The 12,910-nt window shown below is 60.3% G+C and carries 12 protein-coding genes; 9 read left to right on the plus strand and 3 right to left on the minus strand.

What is annotated here, in order from left to right:
* Nucleotides 1-3 precede the first annotated feature (3 nt).
* Nucleotides 4-705 (minus strand): phosphatase PAP2 family protein, encoded by a 702-nt coding sequence (locus PYR65_RS01885; RefSeq protein ID WP_276119676.1) that lies wholly within the window; start codon nt 703-705, stop codon nt 4-6.
* A 308-nt stretch (nt 706-1,013) separates the two neighbouring features.
* Nucleotides 1,014-2,126: a 3-isopropylmalate dehydrogenase gene (leuB, locus tag PYR65_RS01890; protein WP_276119677.1), complete on the minus strand. Its 1,113-nt coding sequence runs from the start codon at nt 2,124-2,126 to the stop codon at nt 1,014-1,016.
* A gap of 516 nt (nt 2,127-2,642) precedes the next feature.
* Between leuB and msuE the strand changes: the two genes are divergently transcribed.
* The 9 genes from msuE (at nt 2,643) to PYR65_RS01935 (ending at nt 11,889) form a co-directional block, all read left to right on the plus strand.
* Nucleotides 2,643-3,230 (plus strand): FMN reductase, encoded by a 588-nt coding sequence (gene msuE / locus PYR65_RS01895; RefSeq protein ID WP_276119678.1) that lies wholly within the window; start codon nt 2,643-2,645, stop codon nt 3,228-3,230.
* 23 nt (nt 3,231-3,253) lie between these two features.
* On the plus strand, nt 3,254-4,357 hold the full coding sequence (sfnG, locus tag PYR65_RS01900; protein WP_276119680.1) for a dimethylsulfone monooxygenase SfnG: 1,104 nt from the start codon (nt 3,254-3,256) through the stop codon (nt 4,355-4,357).
* A gap of 133 nt (nt 4,358-4,490) precedes the next feature.
* Nucleotides 4,491-5,396: an ABC transporter ATP-binding protein gene (locus PYR65_RS01905; protein ID WP_276119681.1), complete on the plus strand. Its 906-nt coding sequence runs from the start codon at nt 4,491-4,493 to the stop codon at nt 5,394-5,396.
* Entirely contained in the window at nt 5,396-6,292 is an 897-nt protein-coding gene (locus PYR65_RS01910) for a branched-chain amino acid ABC transporter permease (protein WP_060638628.1), read from the plus strand. Before PYR65_RS01905 ends, PYR65_RS01910 begins: the two co-directional genes overlap by 1 nt.
* 3 nt (nt 6,293-6,295) lie before the next feature.
* Nucleotides 6,296-7,336, plus strand: coding sequence for a branched-chain amino acid ABC transporter permease (locus PYR65_RS01915; protein ID WP_276119683.1), 1,041 nt, complete (start codon nt 6,296-6,298; stop codon nt 7,334-7,336).
* Between the two features lie 98 nt (nt 7,337-7,434).
* Entirely contained in the window at nt 7,435-8,769 is a 1,335-nt protein-coding gene (locus PYR65_RS01920; protein WP_276119684.1) for an ABC transporter substrate-binding protein, read from the plus strand.
* Between the two features lie 125 nt (nt 8,770-8,894).
* Nucleotides 8,895-9,677: an ABC transporter ATP-binding protein gene (locus tag PYR65_RS01925; RefSeq protein WP_276119685.1), complete on the plus strand. Its 783-nt coding sequence runs from the start codon at nt 8,895-8,897 to the stop codon at nt 9,675-9,677.
* Between the two features lie 25 nt (nt 9,678-9,702).
* Nucleotides 9,703-10,950: an SfnB family sulfur acquisition oxidoreductase gene (locus PYR65_RS01930; RefSeq protein WP_276119687.1), complete on the plus strand. Its 1,248-nt coding sequence runs from the start codon at nt 9,703-9,705 to the stop codon at nt 10,948-10,950.
* Between the two features lie 192 nt (nt 10,951-11,142).
* Nucleotides 11,143-11,889: an SDR family NAD(P)-dependent oxidoreductase gene (locus PYR65_RS01935; RefSeq protein ID WP_276119688.1), complete on the plus strand. Its 747-nt coding sequence runs from the start codon at nt 11,143-11,145 to the stop codon at nt 11,887-11,889.
* Between the two features lie 29 nt (nt 11,890-11,918).
* Here PYR65_RS01935 and PYR65_RS01940 read toward each other — a convergent pair whose 3' ends face one another.
* Nucleotides 11,919-12,743: an IclR family transcriptional regulator gene (locus PYR65_RS01940; protein WP_276119689.1), complete on the minus strand. Its 825-nt coding sequence runs from the start codon at nt 12,741-12,743 to the stop codon at nt 11,919-11,921.
* Nucleotides 12,744-12,910: the final 167 nt, after the last annotated feature.

A 12,910-nucleotide genomic window follows, 5' to 3' on the forward strand; every position in this document is an offset into this window, starting at 1 on the left:
GCCTCAAGCCAGGGGTTTTGGCTGAGAACTGTTCTTCGGCCGCGGCCAGCCGGCCTCATCCAGGCGGAACAGCCAGTTTTTCCGGGCAAAGAAGAAGGCCGTCATCAAGGCCGTCCACAATCCGACCAGCAGGCCCGCCGCCACATCGCTGGGATAATGGGCGCCGACAATGACGCGGCTGATGCCGATGGCCAGCGCTCCGATCACAAAGACGATGCGCAGCCGTGGCGCCAGCATCGAAAAGGCGCCGAAGAACGAGCCGACAGCGGCGGAATGGCCGGAGGGAAAACTCTGGAACACCCAGTCATGGCCGGAAAAGAACGATAGGCTATGGGCGCCATATTCGGCAAAAAGCTCCGGCCGCGCCCGGCCGATGATCAGCTTGGCCAGATGCACCACGATGCTCGCACTGCCAATCGTCACCAGAAAATACAGAGCCAGCCGCCAGCCGGTCTTGCTCTTGGATGAAAACCCTTCGCTGCGCGACACCCGGTGGAGAATATAGGCGACGATGACGACAGAGCCGGAACCGTAGATCATCCAGGCAAAGGTGCCGAAATCGGTGATCTGTTTGTTGAAAGCGACAACACCGCCCGGCAAAGCCTGCGCCGTTTGCGACAGAGTGCCGTCAAACGGCAGCAGCGCCACGACGAGGATGGCAGCCGCCAGAAGCAGCCAGAGAGATGAGGAAAGCGGTCGGTTCATGAATGCAGGACTTTCTTGGCACGGCGCCCTTCCTTCCTCCGTCATCCTATCCTCGAGTTTAACCCGAGGGCTTGTGGCGGGATCCAGTGGCGGTGCGTCTGCGCCGCAGAAGACTCCCTCACGCGGCAGACGCCGTGTCGCTGGATTCCTGTGACATCCTCGGCTCCAGCCTGAGAACAGGAATGATGGGGACAAAATGGCTATCCGACCAAACTTGTGAATCTGTAGAGCGGATTCAACCCCGCCCAAACAAAAACGGCATCCGGGCGATGACCCGGATGCCGCAACACACATTATTCCAGCGACATTTACGCCGAAAGCGCCTTGAACTCGGCCAGGATCGCATCGCCCATTTCGACCGTGCCGACCTTGCGGGCGCCATCGGCCATGATGTCGCCGGTGCGGATACCTTTGTCGAGAACGTTGGCGATTGCCTTTTCCAGGGTGTCGGCTTCCTTCACGAGGTTGAAGGAGTAACGCAGGCACATGGCAAACGAGGCGATCATCGCGATCGGGTTGGCAATGCCCTTGCCGGCGATGTCCGGAGCCGAGCCGTGCACGGGTTCATAGAGCGCCTTGCGCTTGCCGCTCTTGGCATCGGGAGCGCCGAGCGAGGCCGATGGCAGCATGCCGAGCGAGCCGGTCAGCATGGCGGCAACATCCGACAGCATGTCGCCGAACAGGTTGTCGGTGACGATGACGTCGAACTGTTTTGGCGCACGAACAAGCTGCATGCCGCCGGCATCGGCCAGCATGTGATCAAGCGCCACGTCGGAATATTTCGCCTTGTGCGTGGCGGTCACCACCTGGTTCCACAACACGCCGGATTTCATCACGTTGCGCTTTTCCATCGAGCAGACGCGGTTGCCGCGGGTGCGGGCCAGCTCGAAGGCAACGCCTGCAATGCGCTCGATCTCGTAGGTGTCGTAAACCTGCGTATCGATGCCGCGCTTCTGGCCGTTGCCGAGATCGATGATCTCCTTGGGTTCGCCGAAATAGACGCCGCCGGTCAGTTCGCGCACGATCAGGATATCGAGGCCTTCGACAAGCTCGGGCTTCAGCGAAGACGCATCCGAGAGCGCCGGATAGCAGATCGCCGGACGCAGGTTGGCAAACAGCTCCATATCCTTGCGCAGGCGCAGGAGGCCCGCTTCCGGACGCACTTCATAGGGCACATCATCCCATTTCGGACCGCCGACGGCACCAAACAGCACCGCATCGGCCGCCATCGCCTTTTCCATGTCCGCGTCGGAAATCGCCGCCCCATGCGCGTCGTAGGCGCAACCGCCGACCAGGCCTTCATCAGTCGTGAAGCCACCGGCCATCTCGGCATTCATGTAAGCGATGATTTTGCGGACTTCCGCCATGGCTTCCGGGCCGATGCCGTCGCCGGGCAGAAGGAAAAGATTGCGCTCTGTCATGGGGCATTCCTTATATCGAAGAGTGGGCGTGTCAGATGTTGGCGCGTTCTTAACGCAACTTCCGTTCAAGGAAAATGCAGTTTTGGAAAGAATTGTGCGCACACCGTCAGTTCCCGCCGGAACGGGGTGAGCAGTCCAAAAGCCGGTAGCGTCCACTGGCCGGAGAAACCTGCCGGTTCAGATGATGGAACGGCACATGCACAATCTTATCCGCTCGCTCACCGCTATCCTGCGGTCCACATTGGACATGCTCGTTTTTTCCGGCCGATCAAAACCGCGAAAATAGGTATTGCTGTTCCATCCAGGACGGCGCCGATCTCCGGCTGGCAGGTGGAAATGCCGCATCTTAGCGGCGCAGCATATGCGCTCCCGCAGGGATCATAGAGTTTAAAATTCCACGGAACCCGCCAATATGCAGGGCTAGTATTCCACTTTCTCCCCGAATATTAGCAATCAAACGTTATCAATAGAATATAAAAACCATAGACTATGGCGGCAAATGAGGATGTTGCCGTCATGAAAATTTTGGGTCTATCGGGAAATGTCAAACGGCCGTCGCGAACTGCGGTTCTAGTCGAGGCGATCGTGGCTGCGGTGGGATCGCGGTTGGGCTTTGCGGGGCAAACGATAGAACTGGTGGATGCTGCTCCCGTTCTCTTCAAGGCGCTTCGCTCCGATCAGCTCGATGCCGAGGGGCGGGCGATCGTCGACGCCGTCGAGGCGGCAGATGTGCTCGTTGTTGGGTCGCCGGTCTACCGGGCCTCGTATACCGGTGCGCTCAAGCATCTCTTCGATCTGGTCGATTACCGCGCGCTGACCGGAAAACGCGTCATTCTGGCCGCCACTGGCGGCACGCCGCTCCATGGCCTGATGACGGAACATCAGTTGCGGCCGCTGTTCGGCTTCTTCAACGCCCTGTCGCTGCCGACCGCCATTTATGCCACCGAAACCGATTTTGCCGAGTATCAGATTACCAACCCTACCGTTCACGAGCGCATCGAGCGCACCGTTTCAGAACTCGTGCAGGCGCTGCCTTTCGCCATCCAGGCCGCCACCGCTCGCGTTCATGACCATCGTCCAGCACTCGTCGCCGCGTCGGCCTAGCCATTTTGAAGAGGGAGAATACCATGTCCTATGCCAGCAGAGAGCCGGTCAAATTTGCCTACTGGGTCCCCAATGTTTCCGGCGGCCTTGTCATTTCCAACATCGAGCAGCGGACGAGCTGGACGATCGACTATAACAGAAAGCTGGCGCAGATCGCCGAGGCGAGCGGCTTTGATTATGCGTTGAGCCAGATCCGCTTCACCGCCGGTTATGGCGCCGAATTCCAGCATGAATCGGTCGCCTTCAGTCATGCGCTGCTGGAATCCACCACCACGCTGAAGGTGATCGCCGCCATTTTGCCGGGGCCGTGGAACCCGACGCTTGCCGCCAAGCAGATCGCCACGATCAATCATCTCACCAATGGCCGGGTCGCGGTCAATGTGGTCAGCGGCTGGTTCCGTGGCGAGTTTCATGCGATCGGCGAACATTGGCTGGATCATGATGAGCGCTACCGCCGCTCCGAAGAATTCATTCGTGCGCTGCGCGGCATCTGGACCGAAGACAATTTCACGTTTCACGGCGACTTCTATCGCTTCAACAATTATTCGCTGAAGCCCAAGCCCATCGATCCGCAGCCGGAAATCTTCCAGGGCGGCTCCTCGCGCGCGGCGCGCGACATGGCATCGCGTGTCTCCGACTGGTATTTTACCAACGGCAATACGCCAGAGGAAATCGGCAAGCAGGTCGATGACATCCAGGGCAAGGCGAAGGCCAACGGTCATTCCGTGCGCGTCGGCGTCAATGCGTTTGCGATCGTCCGCGAGACCGAGGAAGAGGCAAAAGCCGTTCTGGCCGAGATCATCGAGAAGGCCAATCCGGACGCCGTCAACGCGTTCGGCCATGAGGTCAAGAATGCCGGAAAGTCGTCGCCGGAGGGCGAAGGCAATTGGGCGAAATCCTCCTTTGAAGATCTGGTTCAGTACAATGACGGTTTCCGCTCGAACCTGATCGGCACGCCCGAACAGGTGGCACGGCGCGTCGTTGATCTGAAACGGGCGGGCGCCGATCTCATCCTGCTCGGCTTCCTGCATTTCCAGGAAGAGGTCGAGTATTTCGGCAAGCATGTGATCCCGCTGGTGCGGGCGATCGAAGAGGCCGAAGCATCCAGCGCAATTGCTGCGGAATAGTCTGCATTGAGACCGGCGGCCGGTTTCCGGCCGCCACCGGAAATGACGCAACCACAGGCGGCGACGCCTGCGGGGTGGATGCTGCGCGCCGGCTCACCGGCCGGGCGCAACGGATAATGGGGGTTAGCGCGCAATGACATTGGCTTTTGGAGCGCTGGGATCGGCGCCCTTCCCGCCGGAAATACAGGAGCATCTGGCCGGCCTTGACGGTCCGTTGCGCCACGGCAGCGAACGGCCGCCTGCCGGAAGTGATGCAATTCTGGAACTTGCCGGAGTGACGTTGTCGTTCGGCGGCGTGGTCGCCCTCGCCGGCATTGATCTTGCGGTGAGACAGGGAGAAATCCTTGCGATTATCGGACCCAACGGTGCCGGCAAGAGCTCGATCATCAATGTGATCAGTGGCGTATACCGGCCCAAGCGCGGCCATGTCCGGCTTTCGGGGCGGCTGTATACGCAAGTTCCGACACAAAAACTCGCCCGTCTCGGCATTGCCCGCACGTTCCAAAATCTCGCCCTGTTCAAGGGCTTGAGCGTTCTCGACAATGTCATCACCGGGCGGGCACACAGGACCCGGTCCAGCTTCATCGAACAGATCTTGGGCCTTGGCCGTGCTGGCGCGGAACGGGCCGATGCCCGCAGTCGCGCCTTGGCCATCCTCGATTTCCTGCATCTTTCGCATGCCGCCGATCGTCTGGCCGGCACGCTGCCTTATGGCTTGCAGAAGCGGGTGGAGCTGGCACGTGCCCTGGTGGCGGAACCGGATATCCTTTTGCTCGACGAGCCGATGGCCGGGATGACGGCGACGGAAAAGAACGAGATGGCCGATTTCGTGCGCGCCGCGCGCGACCGGTTTGGCACGACGGTGGTTTTGATCGAACATGATATCGGCGTGGTCATGGGATTGTCCGACCGTGTCGCTGTGCTCGACTACGGCCGCAAGATTGCCGATGGAACGCCCGCCGAGGTCCAGCGCGACCAGCGGGTGATCGATGCCTATCTCGGAACCGCTCCCGAAAATGAAAATGGGGAGGGTATCTGATGGCCGATTTCGACTGGCTGTTTTTCACCGAGGTTCTGGTTGGCGGTCTTCTTTCCGGCGTCATGTATTCGCTGGTCGCCATCGGTTTCGTGCTGATCTACAAGACCTCGGGCGTGCTCAATTTCGCGCAAGGGGCAATGCTTCTGTTTGCAGCGCTGACTTTCGTCAGTCTGACGGAGCGCGGCATTTCCTTTCCGCTCGCCTTCGCCATCACGTTTGCGATCATGGTGGTGATCGGCATTGCCATCGAGCGCACGGTGTTGAGGCCGCTGACCAACAAGCCGCCGATCACCTTGTTCATGGCGACGCTCGGCCTGTCCTATATCATCGAGGGAGCGGCGCAGCTGATCTGGGGCACGCAGGTGCACGGGCTTGATCTTGGTATCGAGGATGTGCCGTTCGATGTCGGTGGGGTCTATATCAGTCAGTTCGATATTTTCGCAGCCGTGGTTGCCGCCTCCATGGTGCTGCTGCTCTCCCTGTTCTTCCGCTACACCCGCATCGGGCTCGGTTTTCGCGCCGTCGCCGACGATCAGTTTGCTGCGTTGGCCGTCGGCCTGAGGCTCCCCTGGATCTGGGCCACGGTCTGGGCGGCGGCCGGTCTTGTCGCGCTTGTTGCCGGTCTTTTGTGGGGCGCCCGTGTCGGGGTGCAGTTCTCCCTGTCGCTGATCGTCCTCAAGGCGTTGCCGGTTCTCGTGCTTGGCGGGTTCGATTCGATCCTTGGGGCGATCGTTGGCGGGTTGTTGATCGGTGCGTCGGAGAAGCTGGCCGAGGTTTATATCGGCGAATATTTCGGTGGGGGTATCGAGGGCTGGTTTGCCTATGTCATCGCGCTCGCCTTCCTCCTCGTGCGCCCGTCTGGCCTGTTTGGCCAGAAGCTTGTGGAAAGGGTCTGAGCGATGTCCACGATCACCTACGATCTTGCGGCGCATCGATTGCCCATTCGCTGGGCACAGCCGTTGGCCTGGCTTGCCATTGCCTATGTCGCGGTGCCGCTTGCCGGGTCCAATTACCTGTTTGAAGCGATCCTCTTGCCCTTCCTGGCGCTCAGCCTCGCCGGTCTCGGGCTGAATATTCTGACGGGTTATGCCGGGCAGGTCTCGCTCGGCAGTGCCGCCTTCATGGCGGCCGGAGCCTTCGCCGCATTCAATTTCAATCTTCGGGTCGATGGCTTGCCCTTGATCGTCAGTATGGTACTGGCCGGTTTCTCGGCGGCGGCCATCGGTTTGGTGTTCGGCCTTCCGAGCCTGCGCCTCAAGGGCTTTTATCTGGCGGTATCGACGCTGGCAGCGCAATTTTTCGTGCAATGGGCATTGACCAAATTCAGCTGGTTCTCCAACGATTCCGCCTCCGGCGTGATCGATGCGCCGCAGCTTTCTGTTGCCGGTTTCGTCTTCGATGGACCGGTGGGGCGCTATTATTTTTCGCTGACGGTGGTCGCCGTCCTCACGCTTCTTGCCTATCGCCTGGTGAATTCGCAGACCGGCCGTAATTTCATCGCGGTGCGCGACAATGAGACGGCGGCGCGGATCATCGGCGTGCCAGTCTTGAAGACCAAGCTCCTGGCCTTTGGCATCTCCTCGTTCATCATCGGCATTGCCGGGGTTCTGTGGGCGTTTGCCTATCTGCGCACCGTCGAGCCTGCCGGCTTCAATCTCGACCGGTCGTTCCAGATTCTCTTCATCGTCATCATCGGGGGGCTGGCCTCGATCCGCGGTGCCTTTTTCGGCGCGGCGCTGATTGTAGTGTTCCCGCTGGTCCTGTCGCGGCTCGGCTCGTTCCTGCTCGGCGATATCTTCAATTCGGGCGTGCTCGACATGAGCCAGCGCATCGTGCTTGGCGCGCTCATCATCCTGTTTCTGATCCTCGAACCCGATGGGCTGGCCGCTCTTTGGGACCGGGTCCGAAAACGTATCGGCGCCGCCATCGCGCGGTCCTGATCGATCGGGAGCCCGCAAGGCTCCAAAACGCAGCCAGCCTTATCAGATCAACCCGGACCGGCGCCTTTGCCCGGTCGATACCCGGAGTGTGTCCAGACATGACGATCCTCAGCAAATTCAAGATCGCGGCGCTTGCCGCCGGCATCGCCTTCACGGTGGCATTGCCGATGGCGCATGCCGACGAACAATATTTCCCGCTCCAAAGCTACCGCGTCGGTCCCTATGCGGCCGGCGGCACCGGCTTCTTCGGCGGTTTCATCGATTATCTCAACCTGATCAATACCCGCGATGGCGGCGTCAACGGCGTCAAGCTGACATGGTCGGAGGCCGAGACCCAATATGAAGTCGAGCGCGGCGTCGAAGCCTATGAGCGGCTCAAGAGCAATCCGAACGTGGCTGCGTGGAACCCGCTTTCCGTCGGCATCGCCTATGCGATGATCGACCGGATCACCCAGGACAAGGTGCCGCTGATCACCATCAACCACGGCCGCACCGATTCCACCGACGGCCGCGTCTTCCCTTACGTCTTTCCGCTACTGCTCAATCCCTATAGCGAAACCTCCGGCATCGTGAACTATATCGCCTCCAAGGAAGGCGGGCTTGAAAGCCTGAAGGGCAAGAAGATCGCCGTGCTTTATCATGGCTCGCCCTATGGCAAGGAAACCATCCCGATCTACGAACTCTTGGCTGAGAAATACGGCTTCGAGCTGCAGCAGATCGAAGTGCCGCATCCTGGCAACGAACAGCAGTCGCAATGGCTGGCAATCCGCCGCGCCAAGCCCGATTACGTCGTCCTGCGCGGCTGGGGCGTGATGAACCCGGTTGCGCTGAAGACTGCCGCCAAGACGGGCTTCCCGGTCGATCATATCATCGGCAATGTCTGGTCGAATTCGGAAGAGGATGCCATTCCGGCCGGCGACGCTGCCAAGGGTTATACGGCAATCACCACCCAGGCATCCGGGGCTGAATATCCGGTCGTTCAGGAGATCGTCAAGACGATCTACGATGCCGGCAAGGGCAATCTTGAAGACAAGAAGCGTATCGGCTCGGTGTACCACAATCTCGGCATCGTCAACGGCATTCTCAATGTCGAGGCGATCCGCATCGCGCAGGAGAAATTCGGCAAGCGGACGCTGACCGGAGACGAAGTCCGCTGGGGCTTTGAACATCTGCAGCTCGATCCCGCCCGCGTCGAGGCGCTGGGCGCCAAGGGCCTGTTCCACTCGATCAACGTCACCTGGGATAATCACGAAGGCAATGGCTACGTGACCTTCCAGCAGTGGGATGGCGCGAAGTGGAATGTCGTCTCCGATTGGATCGCGCCGGACTGGGCGCTGCTGCGCCCGATCATCGAAAAGTCGTCGGAAGCCTATGCCGCTGAAAAGGGCATCAAGCTTCGCACGGCCGAGGATGCGGGAACGGCGACCAACTGATCCTTCGATGCTGCGCGCGGCGGCGGGCGCAGCATCGAGGAACAGGCGCGGGGACGGTTGTTTTCCCTCTCACCCACCCCGCGCCTCTTCGCAACACCGTCTTTCATGGCAACAGGAACAGGATCATGGCTCTGGAAAATGCGCTGCTTGCCGTCGATGATCTCAAGGCGACGTACAATCACGCCATCACCGCGATCGATAATGTCAGCTTCAATCTGGCGCGCGGTGAAATCCTGGCGCTGCTTGGCGCCAACGGTGCGGGCAAAACGACGGTGCTGAAGGCGCTGTCCAATCTGCTTGCGGCCGAGCGTGGACAGATCGTGTCCGGCAGCATCCGGTTCGACGGGCTGGATGTGGTGAAAACAAGCCCCGCCGCTCTGGTGCGCGCCGGCCTCGTGCAGGTGCTTGAAGGCCGCCACTGCTTCCGCAGCCTGACGGTCGAGGAAAACCTCGTCTCGGGTGGCCTTGGCCGCAGCAGCACGCGCGCTGAGATCGCTGCAGATATCGAGCGGGTCTACGCACATTTTCCAAGGCTGAAGGAAAAGCGCCGTGCGCTGAGTGGCCTCACCTCCGGCGGCGAGCAACAGATGACGGCGATCGGCCGGGCGCTGATGTCGCGGCCGCGCCTTCTGGTGCTCGACGAGCCATCCATGGGTTTGGCCCCGATCATCGTCCAGGACATTTTCCGGACGCTGCGCCAGCTCAATCGCGACGAGGGTCTTTCCATCCTGGTAGCGGAGCAGAATTCCGCTGTCGCGCTGACCTATGCCCATCGCGCCATCATCCTGGAAAACGGCGTCAGCGTGCTTTCCGGCGATGCGCAGGCGCTGCGCGCGCGTGACGATATCAAAACCTTCTACCTCGGCCTGAGGGCCACGGCGCCATCCATTCCGGCCATTGCCGGTTAACCCCAATCGAAAAGGAGACAGACCCATGACCCTTTCCCCCGTCAATACGGACAATGCAGCAGCGGCGGTGCCGCCGGTTCCGCGCCCGGCAGAACCAGCCCATATCATCAGGACCGATGCCGAGGCGATTGCCATTGCCAAGACGCTTGCGGCCGAATTTGTCCGGGAATCGGCATTGCGCGACCGCGACCGCATCTGGCCGGTCAAGGAGCTGGATGCCTTTTCGCAGAGCGGGCTCTGGTCGATCAATGTGCCGAAGGCATTCGGCGGCCCCGAAGTCTCCTATGCAACGCTGGCCAAGGTGATCGAGATCATCTCGGCGGCCGATTCCTCCATCGGGCAGATCGCGCAGAACCATCTGGGTGTCGTTGCCGCCATCCGCACTGTATCGGACGCAGAGCAACAGACGCTGCTCTTTGCCGAGGTTTTGAAAGGCACACGTTTTGGCAACGCCTTCTCCGAATTCGGCTCCAAGCGTGCGGTCGATTTCGAGACCGGGTTCGTCGATGCCGGCGATCATGTGGTGGTCAACGGCCAGAAGTTCTATTCGTCGGGTGCGCTGCTTGCGCATCTCGTGCCGATCGTTGCGCTCGATGGCGAGGGCCGGGCCTGGTATGCGATTGCGCAGCGTGATGCACCCGGCTTGACCGTCATTGATGACTGGTCCTCCTTCGGCCAGCGCACGACATTGTCGGGAACCGTGCTGCTCGACAATGTGAAAGTGCCAAAGACGCATCTGGTCCCGGGGTACAAGGGATACGAAGTGCCGACGGCGGATGGGGCGATCTTCCAGATCATCCAGGTTGCCGTTGATACCGGTATCGCACAGGCTGCGATCGACGAAACCGTCGATTTCGTGCGCACCAAGAGCCGCGCCTGGGTGGATTCCGGCGTTGATAACGCCTGGGACGATCCCTATACGATCCAGGCCATCGGCGACCTGACGCTCCGGCTGCATGCGGCACAGGCGCTTCTGGAAAAGGCCGGCTACGCCATCGACCGGGCTATTCTCGACCCCAACGCCGAAACCGTCGCCGAAGCGCAGATCGTCACGGCGGAGGCAAAGATCCTCTCTACCGAGATCGCGATTGCCGCAACCAATAAGCTTTTCGAACTGGCGGGCACGCGCTCGACCCTTGCCGAACACGGGCTTGACCGTCATTGGCGCAACGCTCGCACCCACACCTTGCACGATCCGGTCCGCTGGAAATATTCGATCCTTGGAAAGTATTTCCTGAACGGCGAGAAACCGCCGCTGCACGCCTGGAGCTAACGATACCAGCTTGCGGATCGGCATAGCCGCCGCTCCGCAAGCCAGCCCATGCTGCCGTCATTCCGATCCGCCCAGCATTGCCGCCCCGTGACCCCTCGCTGATATCCACCATGTGGTCAGAACATCCCGTTTCGTGTTGCCGTTCGCGCCGTTCCGGGAGACCTCCAGGTGAGTTTCATCTGGGAGGAAAACATGAACGCAATCGATCTTCACAATCGGGTCGCCGTGGTGACGGGGGGTGCAAAGGGGCTGGGGCAGGCGGTGGTCCAGCGGGTACTGGCCAGCGGCGCAAAGGTTGCGGTGTGGGACGTCGACCCGGCCAGCCTTGAAACCGCTATCGCTGCCTTCGGTTCTGATGCGGCCGGTTTTGTCTGCGATGTTTCCGATCTGGGTTCAGTCAGCACTGCGGCGGCGCAGACGCTGGAGCGCTTCGGCAAGATCGATATCCTCGTCAACAATGCCGGTATTTCCGGGCCGAATGTCAATGGCTGGGAATACCCGGTCGATGCGTGGCGCCAGGTGATCGAAGTCGATCTGTTCGGCGTCTATTATTGCTGCCGGACGGTGATCCCGCACATGATCCGCGAAGGTTATGGCCGGATCGTCAATGTCGCGTCGATTTCCGGCAAGGAAGGCAACCCGACGGCCACTCCTTACGCGTCGGCCAAGGCAGGCGTCATGGCGATGACGAAGGCTTTGGGCAAGGAGCTGGTAAAAACCGGTGTCATCGTCAATGCTGTGGCACCGGCCGCCTTCGAGACCGATATTTTCAGGCAGAATAGCCAGGAATTCATCGATTACATGCTCTCGAAAATCCCCATGGGCCGGTTCGGCAAGCCGGAGGAATTCGGCGCTCTGGTTGCCTGGCTTGCCAGCGAGGAATGCTCGTTTTCCACCGGCGCCGTCTACGATATTTCCGGCGGGCGGGCGACCTACTAGGTGTTTTTGCTCATGGGAATGGGAGTTGGCTACGGCGTCATCAGGCCGTCCGCAGTCAGCTTCTGCCGCAGCTTGGTTGCCATTGCCTCGCATTCGCTGGACACGGCACCGATAATCTCGTTAACGCGGCTTTCGGTCATGCGCTTGGCCATGCCTGAAACCGTAACGGCCCCCATGACGGGATCGCCAGGCCTGCCGACGGTTACGGCGATCGCCTTGGTGCCGGGGATCACGCCCTTCTGGCGATAGGCAAAGCCGCGCGCGCGGGTCTCGCGGACGAAATTCAGCACATCCGGCACCGTATATTGAAATTTCGCCAGCCGGGCCTCGTCATTGGCCACGATGCCCGCCGCTTCTTCGTCGGAGAGCCGGCTGAGCATGGCAACCCCCGCCGTGATCGCGCCCAGCGGCCGGCGGTCACCAACATCGATCGACAGAACCTGGATCGGAAAATTGCCGATCATCCGCGCGATGGTCACCACGTCGCGGCCGCTGCGGATGGAAAAGAACACGGTGTCATCGACGATGCGGCTGATGTCCTGAAGATGGGTTTCCGCAAGCTGGAGAATGGGAAGCTTGCGTTCCCTCGACAAAGCCAGAAGGCTGATCTGTTCGCCGATCATGTAGCGCCCGGATTTCTCGACGCGCTGGGCAAAGCCGCGCTCGATCAACGTGGTCAAAATCCGGTGCGTCGTCGGGCGCGTGATGCCGAGAAACTTCGATATGTCGCCGATCTTCAGGCCGCGATTGGGATTGGAGCCCATGGCCAGCAGGTCAAGCACATCCAGCGCTCTGGAAATGGCTTGAGTGCCACTCTTCCGGTTGTCGGCGCCGTCGTGAGCAATGTCTAACATCCGCTACCCGCGAAAGCCCACATGGTGGACATATTTGACCGATTTGACTGTTTCTTTCTGTTGGAGAGCCTAAACATATCGTCAACGGGAGGCAAGAAGATACTGGAATGAACAATCGCCAATCAGTGATTTGAATGACGTAATTATAATATACTACTTTAGAATTG

This window comes from Pararhizobium qamdonense, from assembly GCF_029277445.1.
Lineage (GTDB): Bacteria > Pseudomonadota > Alphaproteobacteria > Rhizobiales > Rhizobiaceae > Pararhizobium > Pararhizobium qamdonense.

Bases quoted from the DNA above. Each gene is read 5' to 3' on its own strand.
- PYR65_RS01885 (WP_276119676.1), bottom strand. From the start codon at position 705: ATGAACCGACCGCTTTCCTCATCTCTCTGGCTGCTTCTGGCGGCTGCC.
- leuB (WP_276119677.1), bottom strand. From the start codon at position 2,126: ATGACAGAGCGCAATCTTTTCCTTCTGCCCGGCGACGGCATCGGCCCG.
- msuE (WP_276119678.1), top strand. From the start codon at position 2,643: ATGAAAATTTTGGGTCTATCGGGAAATGTCAAACGGCCGTCGCGAACT.
- sfnG (WP_276119680.1), top strand. From the start codon at position 3,254: ATGTCCTATGCCAGCAGAGAGCCGGTCAAATTTGCCTACTGGGTCCCC.
- PYR65_RS01905 (WP_276119681.1), top strand. From the start codon at position 4,491: ATGACATTGGCTTTTGGAGCGCTGGGATCGGCGCCCTTCCCGCCGGAA.
- PYR65_RS01910 (WP_060638628.1), top strand. From the start codon at position 5,396: ATGGCCGATTTCGACTGGCTGTTTTTCACCGAGGTTCTGGTTGGCGGT.
- PYR65_RS01915 (WP_276119683.1), top strand. From the start codon at position 6,296: ATGTCCACGATCACCTACGATCTTGCGGCGCATCGATTGCCCATTCGC.
- PYR65_RS01920 (WP_276119684.1), top strand. From the start codon at position 7,435: ATGACGATCCTCAGCAAATTCAAGATCGCGGCGCTTGCCGCCGGCATC.
- PYR65_RS01925 (WP_276119685.1), top strand. From the start codon at position 8,895: ATGGCTCTGGAAAATGCGCTGCTTGCCGTCGATGATCTCAAGGCGACG.
- PYR65_RS01930 (WP_276119687.1), top strand. From the start codon at position 9,703: ATGACCCTTTCCCCCGTCAATACGGACAATGCAGCAGCGGCGGTGCCG.
- PYR65_RS01935 (WP_276119688.1), top strand. From the start codon at position 11,143: ATGAACGCAATCGATCTTCACAATCGGGTCGCCGTGGTGACGGGGGGT.
- PYR65_RS01940 (WP_276119689.1), bottom strand. From the start codon at position 12,743: ATGTTAGACATTGCTCACGACGGCGCCGACAACCGGAAGAGTGGCACT.